Genomic DNA, 22,697 nt, shown 5'->3' with positions numbered 1-22,697 from the left:
GCGCTGCTGGCCACCGGCCGCGGCCCCCTGCCGGACGCCGTCGAGCCGCTCGTCCAGGCGCACCGCCGCCACCACCCGCAGGCCGACCTGGGCCTGCTCGCCCGGGCCTACCGGCTCGCCGAGGCCAGCCACCGCGGCCAGAAACGCAAGAGCGGCGAGCCGTACATCACCCACCCGCTGGCCGTCACCATGATCCTGGCCCAACTCGGCGCCGGGACGACCACCTTGGTCGCCTCGCTGCTCCACGACACCGTGGAGGACACCGAGTTGACCCTCGATCAGGTCGGCGAGGGCTTCGGGCCCGAAGTCGCCTACCTGGTGGACGGGGTGACGAAGCTGGAGAAGGTCGACTTCGGCGCCGCCGCCGAGGCGGAGACCTTCCGCAAGATGCTGGTCGCCACCGGGGACGACGTCCGGGTGATGGTGATCAAGCTGGCCGACCGGCTGCACAACATGCGCACGATCCGGCACATGAAGCCCGCCAGCCAGGTCCGGATCGCCAAGGTCACCCGGGACGTGCTGATCCCCCTCGCGGAGCGCCTCGGCATCCAGGTGCTCAAGGCGGAGCTGGAGGACATCGTCTTCGCCACCCTGCACCCCGAGGAGTACGCGCGCACCCGCACCCTGATGACCGGGTACGAGGCCGAGCCGGACACCCTCCTGCAGCCCTTCGCGACCGCGCTGGCCCGCCAGCTGGGTGAGGCCGGGATCGCCGCCGAGGTCACCGTCCGGCCCCGGCACTGCGTCTCGCTGCACCGGGTGCTGCTCAAGCGCACCGCCGCGCCCGGCCCCGACGGGCTGCCGCAACGGCTCCAGCCGGCGGACTTCGGGCGGCTGCTGGTGGTGGTCGAGGAGAACGCGGACTGTTACGCGGTGCTCGGTGAACTGCACACCTGCTGGACGCCGCTGCCGGGGGAGTTCAAGGACTTCGTGGCGGCCCCCAAGTTCAACCTCTACCAGTCGCTGCACACCGCGGTGGCGCTGGAGGGCGGCGCGGTGGTCGAGGTGCTGGTCCGCACCCGGCGGATGCACCAGGTGGCCGAGACCGGCGTGGTCGCCCTGGGCGATCCGCGCCAGCCCGGGGACGCCCGCCAGCCCGGGGACTCCCGGCAGTCCGCGGATTCCCGCCGGTCCGCCGACGCCGGACAGCCCGCCGCCGCCCGGCAGCCCGGCGATCCGCGCCAGCCCGGCGCCGACGGCGGGGACGAGCTGGACCGCACCGACCCGGCCCGCCCCGGCTGGCTGAGCCGGCTGCTGGAGTGGCAGCAGGAGACCCCCGACCCGGACGCCTTCTGGTCGGCGCTCACCGCCGACCTCTCCGACGACCGCGAGATCACCGTGGTCACGGAGGGCGGCGCGACGCTCCAGCTCCCGGCCGGCGCCAGCTGCGTCGACGCCGCCTACCTGCTCGGCGAGGACACCGGCCACCGCTGCATCGGCGTCCGGGTCAACGGACGGCTCACCGCGCTCTCCACCACCCTGCGGGACGGCGACGTGCTGGACGTGCTCACCGAGCCCGGCGACCCCGCCGCCCGGCCCTCGGGACCGGCCCCCGAGTGGCTCGGGTACGCCCGCACGCCGGGTGCGCGCCTGGCCATCGAACGCTGGCTGGCCGACCACCCGGCCCGCCGGCCGGTGGTGCGCACCGGCCCCTCCGGCGGGCAGCCCGTCCCGGCCCCGCAGCGCCCCACCGGACGCGGCGCCGCCCCGGTCACCGTGGCCGGCCGTCCGGACGCGCCGGTCCGGCTGGCCCGCTGCTGCACGCCGGTGCCGCCGGACGAGGTCGACGGCTACGCCATTCGCGGCGGCTCGGTGGCCGTGCACCGAACCGGCTGTCCGGCCGGCGAGCGGATGCGCGGGGCCGGGCGGGTCGTGCTGGAGGTCGCCTGGCGGCCCGGCGGCGGACCACCGGACGGCTACCGGGCCACCCTGCGCGCCGAGGCGCTCAACCGGCCCCGGCTGCTCGCCGACCTCACCGCGGCCATCTCCGCCGAGGGCGTGGGCATCGTCTCGGCCGAGGTCGAGCCCCCGCAGGAGCTGCGGGTGCGGCACACCTACACCGTGGAGCTACCCGAGCCGCAGGCGCTGCCGGGCCTGCTGCGGGCGATGCACCGGGTCTCCGGGGTGTACGACGTCGGCCGCCCGTGCGCCCCGGAGGGCCCGGCCCCGGCCTCCCGGCCGGCGGCGGGCGGCGCGGGCCCGGGCGGCGGCCATGCGGGGGAGGGCCCGGGGGAGGACGGCGACGGCGCCGGAAATGGAGATGACCGGCCGGTTCCGGGCGTGCGACCATCGTGGGGAATTCACGGCCCGGCCGCGACGTTCTCCGAACGGAAAAGCCCCAGTGGCACCCGCGGCCTCGAAGGAGTGGCTCACATCCCGCCCGAGCGATAGTCGGGCCGGCAGCTGGGCAGACTCCGGTAGCGACCGTCCGATACGGTCGCCCTGGCCATCCGTACCAGCAGCCTAAGGACAGAATGACCTCCACGTTCGACACCCGCGACGACGCCGACGCCCGCCGCCGCCTGGACGGCCTCCGGGCGGAAGCCCTCATGGACGAGGACCTCGCGGCCATCGACGAGGACCTCGACCACCACTACGACGGCGACCAGTACGACCGCAGTGAGCGCGCCGCCCTGCGCCGCGTCGCCGGCCTCTCCACCGAGCTCCAGGACGTCACCGAGGTCGAGTACCGCCAGCTCCGTCTGGAGCGCGTGGTGCTCGTCGGCGTCTGGACCGACGGCACGGCCGAGGAGGCGGAGAACTCGCTCGCCGAGCTCGCCGCCCTCGCCGAGACCGCCGGCTCCGAGGTGCTCGACGGCGTGATCCAGCGCCGTGACAAGCCCGACGCGGCCACCTACATCGGATCCGGCAAGGCCAGGGAGCTGCGCGACATCGTCGCCGCGAGCGGCGCCGACACCGTGGTCTGCGACGGTGAGCTCACCCCGGGCCAGCTGATCCAGCTGGAGGACGTCGTCAAGGTCAAGGTCGTCGACCGCACGGCCCTGATCCTCGACATCTTCGCCCAGCACGCCAAGTCCCGCGAGGGCAAGGCGCAGGTCTCGCTCGCGCAGATGCAGTACATGCTGCCGCGGCTGCGAGGCTGGGGTCAGTCGCTCTCCCGGCAGATGGGCGGTGGTGGCTCCGGCTCGTCCGGCGGCGGCATGGCCACCCGTGGTCCGGGTGAGACCAAGATCGAGACGGACCGGCGACGGATCCGCGAGAAGATGGCGAAGCTCCGCAAGGAGATCGCCGAGATGAAGAAGGGCCGCGACACCAAGCGCCAGGAGCGCAAGCGCCACCAGGTGCCGTCCGTGGCCATCGCCGGGTACACCAACGCCGGCAAGTCCTCCCTGCTCAACCGGCTCACCGGCGCGGGCGTGCTGGTGGAGAACGCGCTGTTCGCCACCCTCGACCCCACCGTGCGCCGGGCGCAGACCCCGAGCGGCCGGATCTACACCCTGGCCGACACCGTCGGCTTCGTCCGGCACCTGCCGCACCACCTGGTCGAGGCCTTCCGCTCGACCATGGAGGAGGTCGCCGACGCGGACCTCATCCTGCACGTGGTGGACGGCTCGCACCCCGAGCCGGAGACGCAGCTGGCCGCCGTCCGCGAGGTCATCGTCTCGGTCGACGCACAGAACGTGCCGGAGATCGTGGTGATCAACAAGGCGGACGCCGCCGACCCGCACGTGCTGCAGCGCCTGCTGCGCCGCGAGCCGCACGCCATCGTGGTGTCGGCGCGCAGCGGGCTGGGCATCGAGGAGCTGCTCAAGCTCATCGACGACGAGCTGCCGCGTCCGGCGGTCGAGGTGCAGGCGCTGGTCCCGTACACCCGCGGTGACCTGGTCTCCCGGGTGCACGCGGAGGGCGAGCTGCTCTCCACCGACCACACCGGCGAGGGCACGCTGCTGCGGGCCAAGGTGCCGGCCGAGCTGGCCGCGGAGCTGGAGCGCTTCTCGGTCGCGCTGGCCGACCAGGGCTGACCGACCAGGGCTGACCGGCACGGGTTGACCGGCCGGTCGCCCCGGGCAGACGAACGGGCCCCGGCCCCTCCCGCACCGCGCGGGAGGGGCCGGGGCCCGTGGTCGTGCCCGGGCCGCCGGGCTACTTCACGTTCTTGGCGAAGTACTCGAAGGCCTGCTTGGCCTGGTCCTGCAGCGAGGGCCCGGCCATGTACTCGGAGGGGTTGCGGTTGCCGATCGAGTTGACGCTGATCAGGTTCGGCCGGCCCTCCTTGGAGATGAACCAGCCGCCACCGCTGCTGCCGCCGGTCATGGTGCAGCCGATCACGTACATCGGCGGGCGGGCCGGGTCGAAGGAGAGCTTCGACGGGCGGACGGTGGAGTCGCAGTGGTTGAGCTCCATGCCGTCGAAGGGCCGCTCGGCGGGGTAGCCGTACGAGAAGGCCGAGGTGATCTGGTCGCGCGGGGCGTTGAACCAGATCGGGACGGCGCTGCCGACGGTCTCCTCCAGCGATTTGCCGGAGCCGTTCTCGTTGCGCACCCGGATGATCCCGTAGTCGTACTGCGCGTTGGCGCCGACGCCGCGCTCCTTGACCCAGGTCGGCGAGACCAGCGCCCGCACCGCCGTCCAGCGGCCGTACGGGGAGACCTGCTCCTCGCTGTACCGCTTGCCCCGGCTGGCCTGGCCGTCACGGTTGTAGCCCGGGACGAAGGTGATGTCCTTCATCCAGGCGCCGCCCTTGCCGCCGTGCAGGCAGTGCGCGGCCGTGTAGACCAGGTTGCTGCGGCCGGGGTTGGCCGGGTCGGCGACCACGGTGCCCGAGCACATGGAGTCGCCCTCGGGCGCGGTCATGAAGATCTTGCCGACCACCGCGGTCGCCGGGCTGTACGGGTGCTGCTGCGGGCGGGCCGGGATGGCGGCCGGCGGGGCGTCCCGCTCGACGCCGTCCGTGGTGGTCGCCGACTTGAGCGAGTACTCCGGGGTCGGCCTCGGCTTGGCGTTCTCCATCTTGGCGATCGACCACAGGCCCTGCGCCACCTCGTTGACGAAGGCGTTCTCGCCGACGAAGCGGGCCCAGTCGTCGAGCTTCCAGTGGGTCAGTTCCTCCAGACCGCCCGGCAGCGAGCCGGGCTTGCCGCTCGCCGCGGCGGTGGTGGCCGCGCCGGTGCCCGCGGCCTCGGCGCTGCCCTCGTTCTCCGGGCCGCAGGCCGTCGTGGTGAGCGCGAGCGCGGCGAGCAGCGCGGCGCAGGCGGTCCGGGCCCGGTGTCGGGTCTTCGGCATCTCTGTGTCCCCCGTCGGTCGTGTCCCTCGGTCGTGTCCGCCGGTCGTGTCCGCCGACCGGCCGTGCGCTCAGTCCCGCGGGCCGGTCACTTCTGCTTCTTGGAGATGTAGTCCAGCGCGTTCTTGGCGACCGTCTCCAGGTAGGGGCCGCTCAGCGAGGTGTGGTCCTGGGTGCCGATCGAGGTGTTGGACACCAGCGCGGTGCGCCCGTCCGGCATCTTGGCGAACCAGCCGCCGCCGCTGGATCCCTGCGTCATGTTGCAGCCGATGGTGAGCATCGACGGCCGCTTGGGGTCGAAGGAGAGCCGCACCGGCTTGCCGCCGTCGCACTTGTAGAGCTCCTGCCCGTCGAAGGGCTTGTACAGCGGGTAGCCCCAGGCCGAGGCCGAGATCTGGTCGCGCGGGGCGTCGAACCAGACCGGGACGGCCGCGCCGACCGTCTCCTCCAGCGACTTGCCGGTGTCGTTCTGGTTCTGCACCCGCATGATGGCGAAGTCGTACTGGCTCGCCGCGTCACCCGTGCCGCCGCCCTCGACCGTCCACTGCGGCGAGGTCACCACGTCCTTGGCCCACCAGGTGCCCAGCGGGGCCAGCTCGTTCAGCGGGGCCTTCTTGCCGCCGCTGGAGGCGCCGGAGTTGTTGTAGGCCGGCACGAAGACCAGGTCCTTGTAGAACGAGCCGCCCTTGCCCGGGTGCACGCAGTGGCCGGCCGTCCAGACCAGGTTGCTCTTGCCCGGGTGCGCCGGGTCGGCGATCACGGTGGCCGAGCAGTTGCCGCGGCCGCCCTGGGCGCTGAAGAACACCTTGCCGGAGGGCTGCTTGAGGTACGGACGGGTCACCGGGGTCGCCTTGACCACCGGCGGCTCAGGGTCGGTGACCCCGGCGTCGCCGGCCGGCTTGGCGGTGGGCGGGGCGGGCTCGGCGGGCTTGGAGTCGCCCATCTTGTCCGGGTTCCAGAAGTCCTTGACGATCGGGTTGTTGAAGACGTGCTTGGACGCCCAGTTGTCCCAGTCCTCGTACTTCCACTTCTTCAGGTCGTCCCAGCTCTTCGGCAGACCCTCCAGCAGGCTGGTCGGGATGCCGGTCGGCAGGCTGATCCCGCCGATGACCCCGCCGCCCCCCGCGGTGGGGCTCGCCGAGACCGGTGGCGGCGCGGCCGTGGGCCCGCCCGAGGGGCCGTCCGGCCCGCAGGCGGCGACGGTGATCAGCGTGACGGTGGCGAGCGCCGCGGCCGCGGCCGACCTGTGGATCACTGGCATGCTCTTCGGTCCCCCTGGTGTTCCGACGCGGCGTCGGCCGCGGACTTGGGCAGCTTGGAGTCTCCCACTGGCCACCAGGACGGTACCGGCCGGGCCCGGGGTTTCCGAGCTGACGGACGGTCACCGTTCTGTGACCTTGCCCGAGGCCGTCCGGTCGGTGCGGGACCGCTGCCTCCTGAGGGGTGAACAACTCCCGATCTTCACTCCAACGAGTGATCGGTCCTTGTGATCACCAGGCCGGGATAGGTAGCCCTTACCTGACGCGGCGCCGCGAGTGCCCGCCGGCCCCTCGACCGGGACCCCTCGGCCGGCCGCCCGCGTCCGCACCCCACGCGTACCAAGGAGCAGCCTTGAGCACTGCCCTCACCGGAGCCCCGCCCGTCCTCCCGGCGGCCCGTCCGGCCCCGGCCGACCCGCTGCCGGCCACCGACCCACTGCTGCACCCCGATCCGGCCGTCGCCGCCGAGCAGGCCGCGCTGGAGGCCCTGCTGCGCTGCTGGGCCCGCGAGACCGGGGCCCTGCCCGGCCCCGACGGCCGGTTGCGGATCGCCGTCCTCGGCGGCGCCGCCCGGCTCACCGCCCCCGTCCGCCACTGGTCGCCCTGCGGCTGGCACCGCTTCGGCCCGGCCACCCTCACCACCGGCCCGGACGGCTCCGACGGCCCGGGCCCCGACGGCCCCGGGCCGGACCGCGGGTCCGCCGATGCCCCCGTGGACGCCGTGACCGCCGCCGCCCTGCTCGCCGCCGCGGCGGCCGACCGGCCCGACCCCGGCCAGGTCGCCGACCTCGCCGCCCGGGTCGCCGACTCCGTCGTCCGCACCACCGAGATCCTCACCCATCACCGTGCCGGCACCCGCCCCGGCGGCCCCGAGCGCTCCCACTTCCTCGCCACCGAACAGTCCCTGCTGCTCGGCCACCCCCTGCACCCCACCCCCAAGAGCCGCGACGGCCTCGGCCCCGCCCAGAGCGCCGCCTACTCCCCGGAGCTCCACGGCTCCTTCCCGCTCCACTGGTACGCCGTCGACCGCTCGCTGCTCGCCGCCGGCTCCGCCCTGCCCACCCCCGCCGACCGGCTCACCGCCGAACTCCTCGGCGACCCCGGCCTGCTGCCCCCCGGCACCGCCGCCCTGCCCCTGCACCCCTGGCAGGCCCGCGAACTCGCGCTGCGCCCCGCCGTCGCCGCGCTGCTCGCCGAAGGACTGCTGCACGACCTCGGCCCGCACGGCGCGCCCTGGCACCCCACCTCCTCGGTCCGCACCGTCTACCGGCCCGGCACCCCGTGGATGCTCAAGCTCTCGCTGGGCCTGCGGATCACCAACTCCCGCCGGGAGAACCTGCGCAAGGAGCTCCACCGCGGCCTGGAGGTGCACCGCCTGCTGGAGGCCGGCCTCGCCGCCGAGTGGCGGGCCGCCCACCCCGGCTTCGACATCGTCCGCGACCCCGCCTGGATCGGCGTCGACCACCCCGCCCTCGGCGACCCCGGCGGCCTGGACACCGTCCTGCGCGCCCAGCCCTTCGCCCCCGCCGACCGCGTCCACTGCCTGGCCGGCCTGGTCGCCGAACGGCCCGCCGGCGAGGGCGACACCGTGCCCTCCCGGCTCGGCGACATCCTGCGCGCGCTCGCGGCCCGCTTCGGGCGCCCGGTCCACACCGTCGCCGCCGAATGGTTCCTGCGCTACCTGGACGCCGTCGTCCTGCCCGTCCTGTGGCTCGACGGCGCCGGTGGCATCGCCCTGGAGGCCCACCAGCAGAACACCCTCGTCCTGCTCGACGCCGACGGCTGGCCCACCGGCGGCCGCTACCGCGACAACCAGGGCTACTACTACCGGGAGAGCGCCGCCGGGCGGCTCACCGCCCGGCTGCCCGGACTCGGGGCCGAGAGCGACACCTTCCTGCCCGACGAGGTGATCGACCACCACTTCGTCTACTACCTGGGCATCAATCACGTCCTCGGCCTGATCGGCGCCCTGGGCTCCCAGCGGCTCGCCGACGAGAACGTCCTGCTCGCCGCGTTCCGCCGGTTCCTGGCCGGACCGCGCGCCGCCGCCACCGGATCCACCCTGCCCGCCCGGCTGCTGGACGGCGCCGCCCTGCCCTGCAAGGCCAACCTGCTCACCCGCGTCAACGGCCTGGACGAGCTCGTCGGCCCGGTCGCCACCCAGTCCGTCTACGTGGACATCCCCAACCCGGTGGCCGCCCCGTGACCACCCCCGTCGGCGCCCGGATCGCCGCCCCCCGCCGCCCCGCCGACCTCCTCGACGGCCTGCCCCGCTGGGGCACCATGCCCACCGACGCCGGCGACTTCCGGCTCCGGCCCGTCCGGCTGCCCGCCGACCTCCCCCTGCTCACCGGGTGGATGAACGACCCCGAGGTCGCCGCCTACTGGGAGCTCGACGGTCCGCCCGCCGTCACCGAGCGGCACCTGCGCGCCCAACTGGACGGCGACGGCCGCAGCGTGCCCTGCCTCGGCCTGCTCGACGGCACCCCGATGAGCTACTGGGAGGTCTACCGCGCCGACCTCGACCCGCTCGCCCGGTACTACCCGGCCCGGCCCCACGACACCGGCGTCCACCTGCTCCTCGGCCCGGCCCGCGCCCGGGGCCGGGGGACCGGCACCCTGTTGCTCCGTGCCCTCGCCGAACGGATCCTGCTGGTGCGCCCCCGCTGCGGCCGGGTGATCGCCGAACCCGACGTCCGCAACCTGCCCTCCGTCCGGGCCTTCGAACGGGCCGGCTTCCACTGCGCCGCCGAACTCGACCTGCCCACCAAACGCGCCGCCCTGATGGTCCACCCCCGCGCGGCCGCCACCGCCCGCACCCACCCGGCAGCCCCCCGACCCTAGGACCCCCGCCGCCATGGACACACCCCGGCCGGACCTCCACGACCTGCTCGGCATCGGCATCGGCCCGTTCAACCTCTCGCTCGCCGCCCTCGCCGAACCGCTCACCGGACTGCGCTCGCTCTTCTGCGACCGCCGCCCGGAGTTCCGCTGGCACCCCGGCATGCTCGTCGACGGCGCCAGGATGCAGGTGCCCTTCCTCGCCGACCTGGTCTCGCTGGCCGACCCCACCAACCGCTGGTCCTTCCTCAACTACCTGCGCGAACAGGACCGGCTCTTCCCCTTCTACTTCTCCGAGCGCTTCCAGCTGCCCCGCCGCGAGTACGACCACTACTGCCGCTGGGCCGCCGAACGCCTGCCCAACTGCCGCTTCGCCACCGAGGTCGTCGAACTCCACTGGACCGGAGAACTGTTCCGCGCCGTGCTGCGAACGACCGCCACCGGCCGCACCGAGCAGGTGTACGCCCGCAACCTGGTGCTCGGCGTCGGCACCGAACCCGTCCGGCCCGAGGCCTTCACCGGCCTGGACGGCCACCCCGGCGTCTTCCACTCCGCCGAGTACCTGGCCCGCCGGGCCGTCCTCGGCGCCGCCCGCGACATCACCGTGATCGGCAGCGGCCAGTCCGGCGCCGAGGTCTTCCTCGACCTGCTGCGCCGCCGGGACGGCGACGGCACCCGGCTGCGCTGGCTCACCCGGACCCGCGCGCTGGCGCCCATGGAGTACTCCAAGCTCGGCCTGGAACACTTCACCCCCGACTACACCCGCTACTTCCGCACCCTGCCCGCCGAGGTCCGCGACCGCCTGGTCGCCGCCCAGTGGCAGCTCCACAAGGCGGCCAGCGCGGGGACCCTCGCCGAGATCCACGACCACCTGTACGAGCGGACCATCGGCGGCCCGATCGACACCGCCCCGGTCGAGATCACCCCCGGCACCGCCGTCACCGACGCCCGGCCCGGCCCCCGCGGAGGCCTCGAACTGCGCTGCCGGCACACCGACTCCGGCACCGACCACGTGGTCCGCACCGACGCCGTCATCCTCGCCACCGGCTACCGCGCCGCCCGCCCGGCCGCCCTCGAACCGCTCGCCCACCTGGTCGACTGGGACGAGAACGGCCGCTACCGGGTCGACGCCGACCACCGGGTCGCCACCCGGCCCGAGGTCACCGGCGGCCTGTACGTGCAGAACGCCGAACTCCACACCCACGGGGTCGGCACACCCGACCTCGGCCTCGGCGCCCACCGCGCCGCCGTCATCCTCAACGCCGTCACCGGCCGGACCGTCCACCGGCTGCCCACCCGTACCGCCTGGACCGGCTTCGCCCCACCCACCGCGAAGCCCGCGCCCACCGGCACCCGCGCCACCCCCGCCCGCACCCCCACCGGCACACCCGCAGCCGACCCCGTCCTGCCCCGACCCCAGGAGCCCACCCGTGCCGCAGCCGCCGGCCGCTGAACCCCCGCTGTACCTGCCCCCGCAACTCACCCCCGGGCACTGGCGGCGCGCCGGCCGGGCCCTGCTGGCCAAGATGATCGGCGAGTTCGCGTACGAGGAGCTGATCACCCCGCGCCCCGACGGGCCCGGCCACCTGCTCGAACTCCCCGCGGCCGAGTACCGCTTCACCGCCCGCCGCGGCGCGTACGGCGACTGGCGGGTCGACCCCGGCTCGGTGCGCTGCACCGCCGCCGACGGCCTCGACCCGCTCGCCTTCCTGCGGTACGCCCGCGGCACCCTCGGCCTCGGCGGCGACACCACCGGCCACCTGGTCCGCGAGCTCACCGCCACCCTGCTCGCCGACGCCCACCTGCTGGCCACCGAGCTCACCGCCGCCGAACTCGCCGACCTCGACCACCCCGCACTGGAGGGCCGCCAGGGCGGCCACCCCTGGATCGTCCCCAACAAGGGCCGGCTCGGCTTCTCCGCCACCGACGCCGCCCGCTGGGCCCCCGAGGCCCGCACCCCGCTCCCGCTGCCCTGGATCGCCGTCCACCGCCGCCTCGCCGAGTACCGCGGCGTCCCCGGCCTCACCGACCCCGAGCGGCTGTACGAGCGCGAGCTCGACGACCCCGCCGCGCTGCGCGCCGCCCTCGGCCCGGGCGCCGGCGACTTCCTGCTGCTGCCCGTCCACCCCTGGCAGTGGGACGAGACCGTGGTCCCGCTGTTCGCCCCCTGGATCGCCGCGGGCGAGATCCGCCCGCTGCCCAGCGACGGCGACCTGCGGCTGCCCCAGCAGTCGATCCGCTCCTTCTTCAACCACAGCCGCCCCGAACGCTGCACGGTCAAGCTGCCGCTCGCCGTCCTCAACACCCTGGTCTGGCGCGGCCTGCCCACCGAACGCACCCTCGCCGCCCCCGCCGTCACCGCCTGGATCCACGCCCTGCGCGACGCGGACCCCTTCCTCCACGAGGAGTGCCGGGTGATCCTGCTCGGCGAGATCGCCTCGGTCACCGTCGACCACCCCGTCTACCGGGAGCTGCCCGAGGCGCCCTACCAGTACAAGGAACTGCTCGGCGCGATCTGGCGCGAACCCCTCGGCCCGTACCTCGACCCCGGCGAACGCGCCCGCACCCTGGCCGCCCTGCTCCAGACCGGCTCCGACGGCCGCGCCCTGGCCGCCGAACTCATCGCCCGCTCCGGCCTCACCCCCGACGCCTGGACCGCCCGGCTGTTCGGCGCGCTGCTGCCGCCGCTGCTGCGCTTCCTCTACCGCTACGGCCTGGTGTTCTCCCCGCACGGCGAGAACGCCATCGTGGTCTTCGACGCCACCGGCGCCCCGGCGCGCCTGGCCGTCAAGGACTTCGTCGACGACGTCAACCTCAGCGACCAGGACCTCCCCGAACTGCGCGACCTGCCCGCCGAGGTGGACGCGGTGCTGCTGCGCGAGGACCCGCCGGGCCTGTGCCAGTTCCTGCACTCCGGGCTGTTCATCGGCGTGCTGCGCTACCTCGCCCCGCTGCTGGAGGAGCAGACCGGGCTGCCCGAGGCCGAGTTCTGGGCGCTGCTGCGTGCCGAGGTCCTGCGCCACCAGGAGCGCTTCCCCGAGCTGCGGGAGCGCTTCGCGCTGTTCGACCTGTTCCGCCCCGAGCTCGACCGGCTCTGCCTCAACCGCAACCGGCTGCTGCTCGACGGCTACCGGGACCGCCCGCACCGGCCGCACGCCGCCGTGCACGGCAGGGTCCCCAACCCGCTGAGCGTCCCCGGCACCGGCGGGACGCCGGAGCAGCGGGACCGGATTGTCAGCCCCGCGCCGTAGGGTGGGGGCGTCATGACGAACGACTCCGAATCCCAGCTCCCCGACGGCCTCGACGGCGAGGGCCTCGACGGTGACGACCTCGACGGCCCCGGCGGTCCCGACGGCGACGACTTCGACAACGACGACGACCACGCCGGGGGCGAGGCCGTCCCGCGGGCGCGCCTGCCCGAGCTGATGCACGCCGCCGTCGGCGCCGTCGGCGGTGTGGAGCGGCCCGGCCAGGCCCGGATGGCCGAGGCCGTGGCCGACGCGGTCGACCACGGCGAGCACCTGCTGGTGCAGGCCGGCACCGGCACCGGGAAGTCCCTCGCCTACCTGGTCCCCGCCCTCGCCCACGGGGACCGCGTGGTGGTCGCCACCGCCACGCTCGCCCTGCAGCGCCAGCTGGTCGAGCGGGACCTCCCGCGCACCGTCGAGGCGCTGCACCCGGTGCTGCGCCGCCGGCCGCAGTTCGCGATGCTCAAGGGCCGCTCCAACTACCTGTGCCTGCACCGGGCCAACGAGGGCACCCCGAGCGAGGAGGGCGAGGGCCTGTTCGACCCGGTCGAGGCCCTCGGCGGCCCCACCGGCAAGCTCGGCCAGGACGTGCTGCGGCTGCGCGACTGGGCCGACGAGACCGAGACCGGCGACCGCGACGACATGACCCCCGGCGTCTCCGACAAGGCCTGGGCGCAGCTCTCGGTCACCTCCAAGGAGTGCCTGGGCGCGACCCGCTGCGCGTACGGCCAGGAGTGCTTCGCGGAGAAGGCCCGGGAGCGGGCCAAGCTGGCCGACGTGGTGGTGACCAACCACGCGATGCTGGCGATCGACGCCATCGAGGGCGCCCCGGTGCTGCCCGGGCACGGCCTGCTGATCATCGACGAGGCCCACGAGCTGGTGAACCGGGTGACCGGCGCGGCCACCGCCGAGCTGACCGTCGGCGCGGTCAACCGGACGGTCAAGCGGGCCGCCCGGCTGGCGAACGAGAAGGCCGTGGACGCCCTCCAGGCGGCCGCGGAGAACTTCCACGGGCTGATGGAGACCGCCCAGCCGGGCCGGGTCGAGGAACTGCCCGAGTACCTCGCGTACGCGGTCACCGCGATCCGTGACGCCAGCCGGCAGGTGATCACCTCCCTCGGCGAGACCCGGGACAAGGCGCTCACCGACGAGGACGCGGTGCGCAAGCAGACGATGGCCTCCGCCGAGGCGTTGCACGAGACGGCGGAGCGACTGCTGGAGGACTCCGAGTACGACGTGGTCTGGATCGAGCGCGGCGACCGCTTCGGGCTGGGCACGGCCTCGCTGCGGGTCGCCCCGCTGAGCGTCGCCGGGCTGCTGCGCGAGGGGCTGTACAAGGAGCGCTCGGTGGTCCTCACCTCCGCCACGCTCAAGCTCGGCGGGGACTTCACCGGGGTCGCCGCCTCGGTCGGCCTGCCCGCCGAGGGCCGGCTGCCGGACGAGCGGACGGCCGGCGAGCGCGAGCCCGTCTCCGGCGACGAACCGCTGCCGACCTGGCGCGGCATCGACGTCGGCTCCCCGTTCCGCTACCCCAAGCAGGGCATCCTGTACGTCGCCAAGCACCTCGCCGATCCCGGCCGGGAGCCGGAGCGTCCCGACATGCTGGACGAGCTGGCGGAGCTGATCGGCGCGGCCGGCGGGCGCACGCTCGGCCTGTTCTCCTCGATGCGCGGCGCCCAGGCGGCGGCCGAGGCGATGCGCGAGCGGCTGGACAACCGGATCCTGCTCCAGGGGGAGGACACCCTGGGCGAGCTGATCCGGGAGTTCGCCTCGGACGCGACCACCTGCCTGTTCGGCACCCTCTCGCTCTGGCAGGGCGTGGACGTGCCGGGCTCGGCCTGCCAGCTGGTGGTGATGGACCGGATCCCGTTCCCGCGACCGGACGACCCGCTGATGAGCGCCCGCCAGCGGGACGTCGAACAGCGCGGCGGCAACGGCTTCATGGCCGTCGCGGCGACCCACGCGGCGCTGCTGATGGCCCAGGGCGCCGGCCGTCTGGTGCGCGCGGCCGACGACCGGGGCGTGGTGGCGGTGCTGGATCCCCGGGTGGCGACCAAGCGGTACGGGGGCTTCTTCCGTTCCTCGATGCCGGAGTTCTGGTTCACCACGGACCGCAACCAGGTGCGCCGCTCGCTGTCGGCCATCGACGCCTCGGCGGCGCCGGTGCGGCCGGTGGTCAAGCGCGGCTGACGGTGGCCGGCCGGCGCCTCAGGGGCACCACCGGTCCCCGTACGTGCCGGCCCGGACACGCCGGAGGGGCTCCCCGCGACGCGCGGTGGAGCCCCTTCCCGTCCGTCGCGCCCGTGGGCCGGGTGGCCCCGGGCACGCTGGTCAGAGCCGGCGGAGCACCGCCACGACCTTGCCCAGGATGGTGGCGTTGTCCCCGTTGATGGGCTCGTACGCGGGGTTGTGCGGCATCAGCCAGATCCGGCCGTCCTCGCGCTTGAGGCGCTTCACGGTGGCCTCGCCGTCGATCATCGCGGCCACGATGTCGCCGTTCTCGGCGACCGGCTGGCGGCGCACGGTGACCCAGTCGCCGTCGCAGATGGCGGCCTCGATCATCGAGTCGCCGCGCACGGTGAGCGCGAAGAGCTCGCCCTCGCCGACCAGCTGACGCGGCAGGGGGAAGACGTCCTCGACGGTCTGCTCGGCCAGGATCGGCCCGCCGGCCGCGATCCGGCCCACCAGCGGCACGTACGAGGTGGACGGGCGTCCGGCGGTCTCGGCGGTGTTGGGGCGGGCCACCTCGACGCCGCGCACCTCGTAGGCGCGCGGGCGGTGCGGGTCGCGCCGCAGGAAGCCCTTGCGCTCCAGGGCCATCAGCTGGTGCGCCACCGAGGAGGTGCTGGACAGGCCGACGGCCTGGCCGATCTCGCGCATCGACGGCGGGTAGCCGCGGCGCTGGACGGAGTCCCGGATGACCTCGATGACGCGGCGCTGGCGCTCGGTCAGGCCGGCCTCGTCGGTCCGGATGCCGGGGGGGCGGCCGGGCATCGAACGGGTGGGCGCCGGGTGGGTGTCGTCGAGCGCCGGGGCGTGTTCGATGGGCTGGTCGGGAACGCGGCCCTGCGGGGAGAGGGCCGGACCGGCGAGCCGGTGGTCTTCACTGCGGTCCATGCTGATGTCCACACTCTGCTGATTCGTGGTGCGCTGCCCCACCTTGAGCTGGGAGTGTTCCTGCACCGGGATGGTGTTGGTTTCGACGGTGTTCACGGCGGCCCCTCTCGACGGCTTTCCTCTCCCTTTTCCAGCCCAACGGCACCTCCTATCGAAAGGTTGCGCCAAACACACGTTCGAGTGAATTATTCGGGAGTTGGCTGACTCGATCAAGGCTTTGTTGTACATCGATTAAATGTTCGAGAGCGACTCGACTTCCAGAGTCTAGTGCGCGGCGACACGCCAGGGGTGATGGTTCCCCCGAACACCTACATGTAGTGGTAACAGTCCCCCTGGTGGCCCAGTACTAGTGGTCACACTGCAAGATCAGGTTGCTTCGGACGGGGTCGGATCGCTTAGACTCGGGGAGTCCGCACGCCATGCCACGGAGGGATCCTCAGGTGCACTGCCCCTTCTGTCGGCACTCCGACAGCCGTGTCGTCGACAGCCGGACCACCGAGGACGGCAGCTCGATCCGCCGCCGCCGGCAGTGCCCGGACTGCAGCCGCCGCTTCACCACGGTGGAGACGGCCGCGCTGATGGTCATCAAGCGGTCCGGCGTGACGGAGCCCTTCAGCCGCGAGAAGGTCATCTCGGGGGTCCGCAAGGCCTGTCAGGGCCGCCCGGTCACCGAGGACGCCCTCGCGCAGCTCGGCCAGAAGGTCGAGGAGTGCGTGCGGGCCAGCGGCAGTGCCGAGCTCACCACCCACGACGTGGGCCTGGCCATACTCGGACCGCTCAAGCAGCTCGACGTCGTCGCCTACCTGCGCTTCGCCAGTGTGTACCAGGCGTACGACGGACTCGAAGACTTCGAGGCCGCCATCGCGGAACTCCGCGCCGAACGGCCCTTCCCCGCGGAGGGCGGCACTCCCGTGCCCGTCCCCGCCGCCGCGCCCTAGGAGGCCCGGCCGCCGGCCCCCAGGGGCCGGGCGCACCAGCGGCCCTCCGGGGGCCGACGCGTGCCCGAAAACGGTGCGCAGACCACCAAAAACCGTGCGTAAGCAGACAGCACCCGTGCCTGCCCGCACACCAGGAGAAGCGAACCAGCGGTGCCCGGACTTTTCAGGGCACTTTGGGCGTTTGCCCAGGAGGAGGAGCGAGAAGTGACAGACACCACGAGCGGTTCCGCACGCGGGTCGAAGTCCGACAAGGCCACGGCGAAGGGCGCCGGCAAGGCGCCCAAGGGCGGCCTGCGGATCGAGCGCATCTACACCACCCCTGGCGTCCACCCCTACGACGAGGTCCGCTGGGAGCGTCGCGACGTCGTCATGACCAACTGGCGTGACGGGTCGATCAACTTCGAGCAGCGCGGCGTGGAGTTCCCCGACTTCTGGTCGGTCAACGCCGTCAACATCGTGACGTCCAAGTACTTCCGCGGCGCGGTCGGCACCCCGCAGCGCGAGTGGAGCCTGAAGCAGATCATCGACCGCGTGGTGCTCACCTACCGCGCCGCCGGCGAGAAGAACGGCTACTTCGCCACCCCGGACGACGCCGAGGTCTTCGAGCACGAGCTGACCCACGCCCTCCTCCACCAGGTGTTCAGCTTCAACTCGCCGGTCTGGTTCAACGTCGGCACCAAGCAGCCCCAGCAGGTCAGCGCCTGCTTCATCCTGGCCGTCGACGACTCCATGGAGTCGATCCTCGACTGGTACAAGGAAGAGGGCATGATCTTCAAGGGCGGCTCCGGCGCCGGCCTGAACCTCTCCCGGATCCGCTCCTCCAAGGAGCTCCTCTCCTCCGGCGGCAACGCCTCCGGCCCGGTCTCCTTCATGCGCGGCGCCGACGCCTCCGCCGGCACCATCAAGTCCGGCGGCGCCACCCGCCGCGCGGCCAAGATGGTCGTCCTGGACGTGGACCACCCGGACGTCGAGGCCTTCATCGAGACCAAGGTGAAGGAGGAGGAGAAGATCCGCGCCCTGCGCGACGCGGGCTTCGACATGGACCTCGGCGGGGACGACATCACCTCCGTCCAGTACCAGAACGCCAACAACTCGGTCCGCGTCTCCGACGAGTTCATGACCGCCGTCGAGAACGGCACCGAATTCGGCCTGCGCGCCCGGATGACCGGCGAGGTCATCGAGACCGTCGACGCCAAGGGCCTCTTCCGCAAGATGGCCGAGGCCGCCTGGGCCTGCGCCGACCCCGGCATCCAGTACGACTCGACCATCAACCACTGGCACACCTGCCCGGAGTCCGGCCGCATCAACGCGTCCAACCCCTGCTCCGAGTACATGCACCTCGACAACTCGAGCTGCAACCTCGCCTCGCTCAACCTGATGAAGTTCCTGCGCGAGGACGACTCGTTCGACGCCGCGACCTTCGCCAAGGTCGTCGAGCTGGTCATCACCGCGATGGACATCTCCATCTGCTTCGCCGACTTCCCCACCGAGAAGATCGGCGAGACCACCCGCGCCTACCGCCAGCTGGGCATCGGCTACGCCAACCTCGGCGCCCTGCTGATGGCCACCGGCCACGCCTACGACAGCGAGGGCGGCCGCGCGCTGGCCGGCGCCATCACCTCCCTGATGACCGGCACCGCCTACCGCCGCGGCGCCGAACTGGCCGGCGTCGTCGGCCCGTACGACGGCTACGCCCGCAACGCCGCCCCGCACCAGCGGGTCATGAAGCAGCACGCGGACGCCTCGCTCGCCGGCGTCTCGGTGGACGAGCTGGACGCCCCGGTCTGGGCCGCGGCCAACGAGACCTGGCAGGACGTCCTGCGCATCGGCGCGGAGAACGGCTTCCGCAACGCCCAGGCCTCGGTGCTCGCCCCGACCGGCACCATCGGCCTGATGATGGACTGCGACACCACCGGCGTCGAGCCCGACCTCGCCCTGGTCAAGTTCAAGAAGCTGGTCGGCGGCGGCTCGATGCAGATCGTCAACGGCACCGTCCCGCGCGCCCTGCGCCGCCTCGGCTACCAGGACGAGCGGATCGAGGCGGTCGTCGCCCACATCGCCGAGCACGGCAACGTGGTCGACGCCCCGGGCCTGAAGGCCGAGCACTACGAGGTGTTCGACTGCGCGATGGGCGAGCGCTCCATCTCGCCGATGGGCCACGTGCGGATGATGTCGGCGATCCAGCCGTGGATCTCGGGCGCCATCTCCAAGACGGTGAACATGCCCTCGACCGCGACGGTCGAGGACGTCGAGGAGATCTACTTCGAGGCGTGGAAGATGGGCGTCAAGGCGCTCGCCATCTACCGCGAGAACTCGAAGGTCGGCCAGCCGCTCTCGGCCAAGAAGAAGGCCGAGGAGACCAAGGCCGAGGCCGCCCCGGCCGCGGCGGTCGAGAAGGTCGTCGAGTACCGCCCGGTCCGCAAGCGCCTGCCGAAGGGCCGTCCCGGCATCACCACCTCCTTCACGGTCGGTGGCGCCGAGGGCTACATGACCGCCAACTCCTACCCGGACGACGGTCTGGGCGAGGTCTTCCTGAAGATGTCCAAGCAGGGTTCGACCCTCGCGGGCATGATGGACGCCTTCTCCATCGCCGTCTCGGTCGGCCTCCAGTACGGCGTGCCGCTGGAGACCTACGTCTCGAAGTTCACCAACATGCGCTTCGAGCCGGCCGGTCTGACCGACGACCCGGACGTGCGGATGGCGCAGTCGATCGTCGACTACATCTTCCGCCGCCTGGCGCTGGACTTCCTGCCGTTCGAGACCCGCTCGGCGCTCGGCATCCACTCCGTCGAGGAGCGCCAGCGTCACCTGGAGACCGGTTCCTACGAGCCGCTGGAGGCCGAGGAGGAGCTGGACACCGCGACCCTGGCCCAGTCCGCCCCGGTGACCAGGCCGGCCGCCCCGGTCGCCGCCACCCCGGCTCCCAAGGCCCCGGCGCAGGCACACAACTCCACCGAGCTGGTGGAGATCCAGCTCGGCCTGAACGCCGACGCGCCGCTCTGCTTCTCCTGCGGCACCAAGATGCGTCGCGCCGGCAGCTGCTACCTCTGCGAGGGCTGCGGCTCCACCAGCGGCTGCAGCTGAGCGCTGAACGCGTAGGGCCCTGAGCGCGTAAGGCCCTGAGCACGTAGGGCCCTGAGGCGGGGCGAGGACTTCGGTCCTCGCCCCGCCTTCCGCATGTCCGGGGCCGATTCCGTCAACCTGGGTTGACAGTTTCCAGGTGTCAACCTAGGTTGACGGTATGAGCGAGAGCGGAGACCTCGCCGCGGCGGCGGGGAGCCGTGACCCGGCGGTCGGGTTGCGGGCTGTCCGGGCGCTGCGGGACCTGGCGGACCGGCTGGAGGCGCTGCAGGTGCGCAGCGCCCGCGAACAGGGCTGGTCCTGGCAGGACATCGCGGTGTGCCTGGGTGTCAGCAGGCAGGCGGTGCACAAGAAGTACGCCCGGCGGGGGGCCGGCAAGGACGAGGACGGAGGCTGAACGATGTTCGAGCGGTTCACGGATTCCGCGCGGCAGGCGGTGGTGACGGCGCAGCGGGAGGCGTCGGAACTGGAGCACGGGCACGTGGGGACGGAGCACCTGCTGCTGGCGATCCTGGCACGGCCGGAGGACCCGGCGGCCGCGGTGCTGGTGGACGCGGGGCTGGACCACGCCACCGCGCGGCAGGCGGTGACGCGGCTGCTCGGACGAGGGGACGACGCGCAGGCGCTGGCCTCGATCGGGGTGGACCTGGACGCGGTGCGGGAGGCGGTGGAGGCGGTCTTCGGTGAGGGGGCGCTGGACGCCCCGGCGGAGGAGGAGCCACGTCGGCGCGGCTGGTTCCGCTCCGAGCCCAGGATGCGGCGCACCTCTTTCTCCGCCCGGGCGAGGAAGACGCTGGAGCTGTCGCTGCGGGAGTCGTTGCGGCTGAAGTCGGGGCGCATCGGGACGGCGCACCTGCTGCTCGGGCTGCTGCGGGAGGGGGAGGGACTCGGGGCGAAGGTGATCGCCGACCACGGCCTGGACTTCGCCGCGGTGCGCCGGGCGCTGGAGGCGACGCTGGACTGAGGGCCACCCCGGGCCACCCCGGGCCACCGGGGGTGACGGGGAGCCGGGGTGGCGGCGGGCAGGGGTGGGCGTTTCGTCGGCGATCGGCCGGTGTCCCACCGAGTGAGCGAGACTGTGCGTCAACTCTCCGTTTGAGGCAAAAGTCTGAATGGATATGATCGGCCGACTGCGTGTACCGATCAGCCGCCCGGAGACGTTTCGCCACGTCGTCCGGGCGGTCGCGCTTTCGCCCTGCCCCGCCGTCGTCGAGGACCGCACTGATGAGAGCTCCCACCAGCCCCGCCGGTGAGCCGAACCGACGGCCGGCCGCGCGCACCGCGGCCCTGACGGCGGCGGCCGTGCTGCTGGGGATGGTCGCCACCCCGGTGGGCGTCTCGCGGGCGCTGGACGCCAACCGTCCGCTGACCGTACTGGCCGTCTGCGCGGTGGCCGTGCTCTGGTTCATCGTGGTGGGCCTGGCCGCGTCCGGTGCCGAACGCTCCCGCAGGCTGGCCGACGAGCTGGCCGCGCAGCGGGCCGAGACGCACGCCGCGCTCACCGCGGCCGAGGCGGCCCGCCAGTCGTACGCCCGGGCCCGGGCCGAGACCGCCGCCGCGTACGGCGAGCGGGACGCCGCCCGCGCCGAATCGGTCCGGGCCGGCGCCGAACTGGGCGTCGCGCACGGGGAGCTGGAGCGGCTGCGGGACGAGGCGAGCGCCGAGCGCGAGCGCGGCGCCGAGCTGGACCGGGTCGTGGGCGAGGTCCTTCCCGAGCTGATGACCAGGATCCGCCGGGGCACGTCCGTGGACGGCGCGCTGGCGGCGTACCGCGACCACGAGCAGTACCCGCTGCTGCGGATCGTCGCCGACGAGATCGGCCGGGGCGAGAAGCTGCGGTCCGCCGCCCTCGCGGTCTGCGCCACGGCCGCCGGACGGGTCCAGGCACTGGCCACGAGCATGCACGCGGAGCTGCGCGAGATGCAGCACCGGCACGACGAGGAGGTGCTGGGCGACCTGCTGCGCCTGGACCACTCGACCGCGCAGGCGGGCCGGATGGCCGATGGCATCGCGGTGCTGACCGGCGCCCGGTCGGGCCGCCGCTGGGCCAAGCCGATCGCGGTGGAGTCGGTGCTGCGCGGCGCGCTCGGGCGGATCGGCGCCTACCAGCGGGTGCGGCTGCACAACGCCAGCACGGCCGCGGTGGCCGGGTACGCGGCCGAGGGCGTGATGCACGCGCTGGCCGAACTCCTCGACAACGCCGCCAACTTCTCGGCCCCGCCGGCCGAGGTGCACGTCTACGTCGAGGAGGTGCCGGCCGGCCTCGCGGTGACCGTGGAGGACAGCGGCCTGGGGCTGAGCGAGAGTTGGCTGCGCCGGGCCGAACGGGCGGTCTCCGCCGAGCCGCTGGACATCGCCACGCTCGCGGCCGGGACCAGGCTCGGCCTGGCGGTGGTCGGTTCGCTGGCCCGCAAGCACGGGCTGCAGATCTCCTTCCGGCCGTCGGCGCGCGGTGGTACGGGGGTGGTGATGCTGATCCCGCAGCAGCTGATCACGCATCCCGCGCCGGTGTCCGCCCCCGCGCCCGTGGTCACGGCCGCGCCGTCCGCCTCGTCGGCCCGCCCCCAGCTGCCGGCGCCCGCCCCCGTGCGTGCCGTCGAGCCCCCGGCCCCGACGGTCCCGGCCGCCCCCGCGGCCACCACCGTGCCGGCCGCCGTGCTCACCCCGGCGCCCGTTCCCGCGGTCACCGACAGCGGTCTGCCGCAGCGGCGCCGCGGTCAGACCCTGACCACCGGCTCCGCCGCGTCCACCACGTCGTCCGGCGCGTCGTCCGGTTCGGCGTCGGCGGGCTCGGCCGGGACGTCCGCCGGTGCCGGGTCCACGTCCGCCGCCCGGTCCGTACGGGCCGACGCGGTGAGCGCGGCCGCCCGGTTCGGGGCGTTCCGCCGGGCCGCCCAGCTGGCCCAGAACGGCGGCGCGCCCGCCCCTAGCGCGGCGCCCACCCCGACCACGGCCGCGGCCCCCGCCGCGG

Annotated in this window: 15 protein-coding genes; 12 read left to right on the top strand and 3 right to left on the bottom strand. The window is 73.6% G+C overall.

All coding sequences use genetic code 11. The features are described 5' to 3' along the window. Window positions 1-3 precede the first annotated feature (3 nt). The gene (locus ACWEQL_RS30685) at window positions 4-2,391 is read left to right on the top strand and encodes a RelA/SpoT family protein (RefSeq protein ID WP_452153607.1); all 2,388 of its coding nucleotides are present in this window, start codon (window positions 4-6) and stop codon (window positions 2,389-2,391) included. Between the two features lie 83 nt (window positions 2,392-2,474). Then, on the top strand, window positions 2,475-3,983 hold the full coding sequence (gene hflX / locus ACWEQL_RS30680) for a GTPase HflX (protein WP_452153604.1): 1,509 nt from the start codon (window positions 2,475-2,477) through the stop codon (window positions 3,981-3,983). 121 nt (window positions 3,984-4,104) lie between these two features. On the opposite strand, the gene ACWEQL_RS30675 is transcribed toward hflX, so the two are convergent. Both ACWEQL_RS30675 and ACWEQL_RS30670 read right to left on the bottom strand, forming a co-directional pair. Next, on the bottom strand, window positions 4,105-5,244 hold the full coding sequence (locus ACWEQL_RS30675; protein WP_452153603.1) for a trypsin-like serine peptidase: 1,140 nt from the start codon (window positions 5,242-5,244) through the stop codon (window positions 4,105-4,107). An 86-nt stretch (window positions 5,245-5,330) separates the two neighbouring features. Beyond that, the gene (locus ACWEQL_RS30670) at window positions 5,331-6,503 is read right to left on the bottom strand and encodes a trypsin-like serine peptidase (RefSeq protein WP_452153602.1); all 1,173 of its coding nucleotides are present in this window, start codon (window positions 6,501-6,503) and stop codon (window positions 5,331-5,333) included. Window positions 6,504-6,745: 242 nt separating this feature from the next. On the opposite strand from ACWEQL_RS30670, the gene ACWEQL_RS30665 reads away from it, so the two are divergent. The 5 genes from ACWEQL_RS30665 (at window position 6,746) to ACWEQL_RS30645 (ending at window position 14,780) form a co-directional block, all read left to right on the top strand. Next, window positions 6,746-8,707, top strand: a complete 1,962-nt coding sequence (locus ACWEQL_RS30665; protein WP_452153606.1) for an IucA/IucC family protein — start codon at window positions 6,746-6,748, stop codon at window positions 8,705-8,707. Beyond that, on the top strand, window positions 8,704-9,345 hold the full coding sequence (locus tag ACWEQL_RS30660; RefSeq protein ID WP_452153601.1) for a GNAT family N-acetyltransferase: 642 nt from the start codon (window positions 8,704-8,706) through the stop codon (window positions 9,343-9,345). The genes ACWEQL_RS30665 and ACWEQL_RS30660 overlap by 4 nt, the downstream gene beginning before the upstream one ends. A gap of 13 nt (window positions 9,346-9,358) precedes the next feature. Beyond that, a complete protein-coding gene (locus ACWEQL_RS30655) occupies window positions 9,359-10,795 on the top strand; it encodes a lysine N(6)-hydroxylase/L-ornithine N(5)-oxygenase family protein (protein WP_452153600.1) in 1,437 nt (478 codons plus the stop codon). Next, window positions 10,773-12,593, top strand: coding sequence for an IucA/IucC family protein (locus ACWEQL_RS30650; protein ID WP_452153599.1), 1,821 nt, complete (start codon window positions 10,773-10,775; stop codon window positions 12,591-12,593). The genes ACWEQL_RS30655 and ACWEQL_RS30650 overlap by 23 nt, the downstream gene beginning before the upstream one ends. Window positions 12,594-12,767: 174 nt before the next feature. Further along, window positions 12,768-14,780 carry an ATP-dependent DNA helicase gene (locus tag ACWEQL_RS30645; RefSeq protein ID WP_452153605.1) on the top strand — a complete coding sequence of 671 codons (2,013 nt, stop codon included), beginning with the start codon at window positions 12,768-12,770 and terminating at the stop codon, window positions 14,778-14,780. Between the two features lie 141 nt (window positions 14,781-14,921). Here the strand turns inward: ACWEQL_RS30645 and lexA are convergent, their stop codons facing one another. After that, complete coding sequence (lexA, locus tag ACWEQL_RS30640) at window positions 14,922-15,584, bottom strand: transcriptional repressor LexA (RefSeq protein WP_224281048.1); 663 nt, start codon at window positions 15,582-15,584, stop codon at window positions 14,922-14,924. A 563-nt stretch (window positions 15,585-16,147) separates the two neighbouring features. Here lexA and nrdR point away from each other — a divergent pair. The 5 genes from nrdR to ACWEQL_RS30615 form a co-directional block, all read left to right on the top strand. Next, a complete protein-coding gene (gene nrdR / locus ACWEQL_RS30635; protein ID WP_452153598.1) occupies window positions 16,148-16,645 on the top strand; it encodes a transcriptional regulator NrdR in 498 nt (165 codons plus the stop codon). A gap of 204 nt (window positions 16,646-16,849) precedes the next feature. Continuing rightward, window positions 16,850-19,729 (top strand): vitamin B12-dependent ribonucleotide reductase, encoded by a 2,880-nt coding sequence (locus ACWEQL_RS30630; RefSeq protein WP_452153597.1) that lies wholly within the window; start codon window positions 16,850-16,852, stop codon window positions 19,727-19,729. A gap of 157 nt (window positions 19,730-19,886) precedes the next feature. Further along, window positions 19,887-20,123, top strand: a complete 237-nt coding sequence (locus tag ACWEQL_RS30625) for an RNA polymerase subunit sigma-70 (protein WP_452153596.1) — start codon at window positions 19,887-19,889, stop codon at window positions 20,121-20,123. Between the two features lie 3 nt (window positions 20,124-20,126). Continuing rightward, a complete protein-coding gene (locus ACWEQL_RS30620; protein WP_452153595.1) occupies window positions 20,127-20,690 on the top strand; it encodes a Clp protease N-terminal domain-containing protein in 564 nt (187 codons plus the stop codon). A gap of 260 nt (window positions 20,691-20,950) precedes the next feature. Then, window positions 20,951-22,697: ATP-binding protein (locus ACWEQL_RS30615; RefSeq protein ID WP_452153594.1), on the top strand; the 1,747-nt coding region annotated here is incomplete at its 3' end.

The sequence above is a fragment of the Kitasatospora sp. NPDC004240 genome (assembly GCF_053603215.1).
This window is presented reverse-complemented; position numbering and strand designations above follow the sequence as displayed.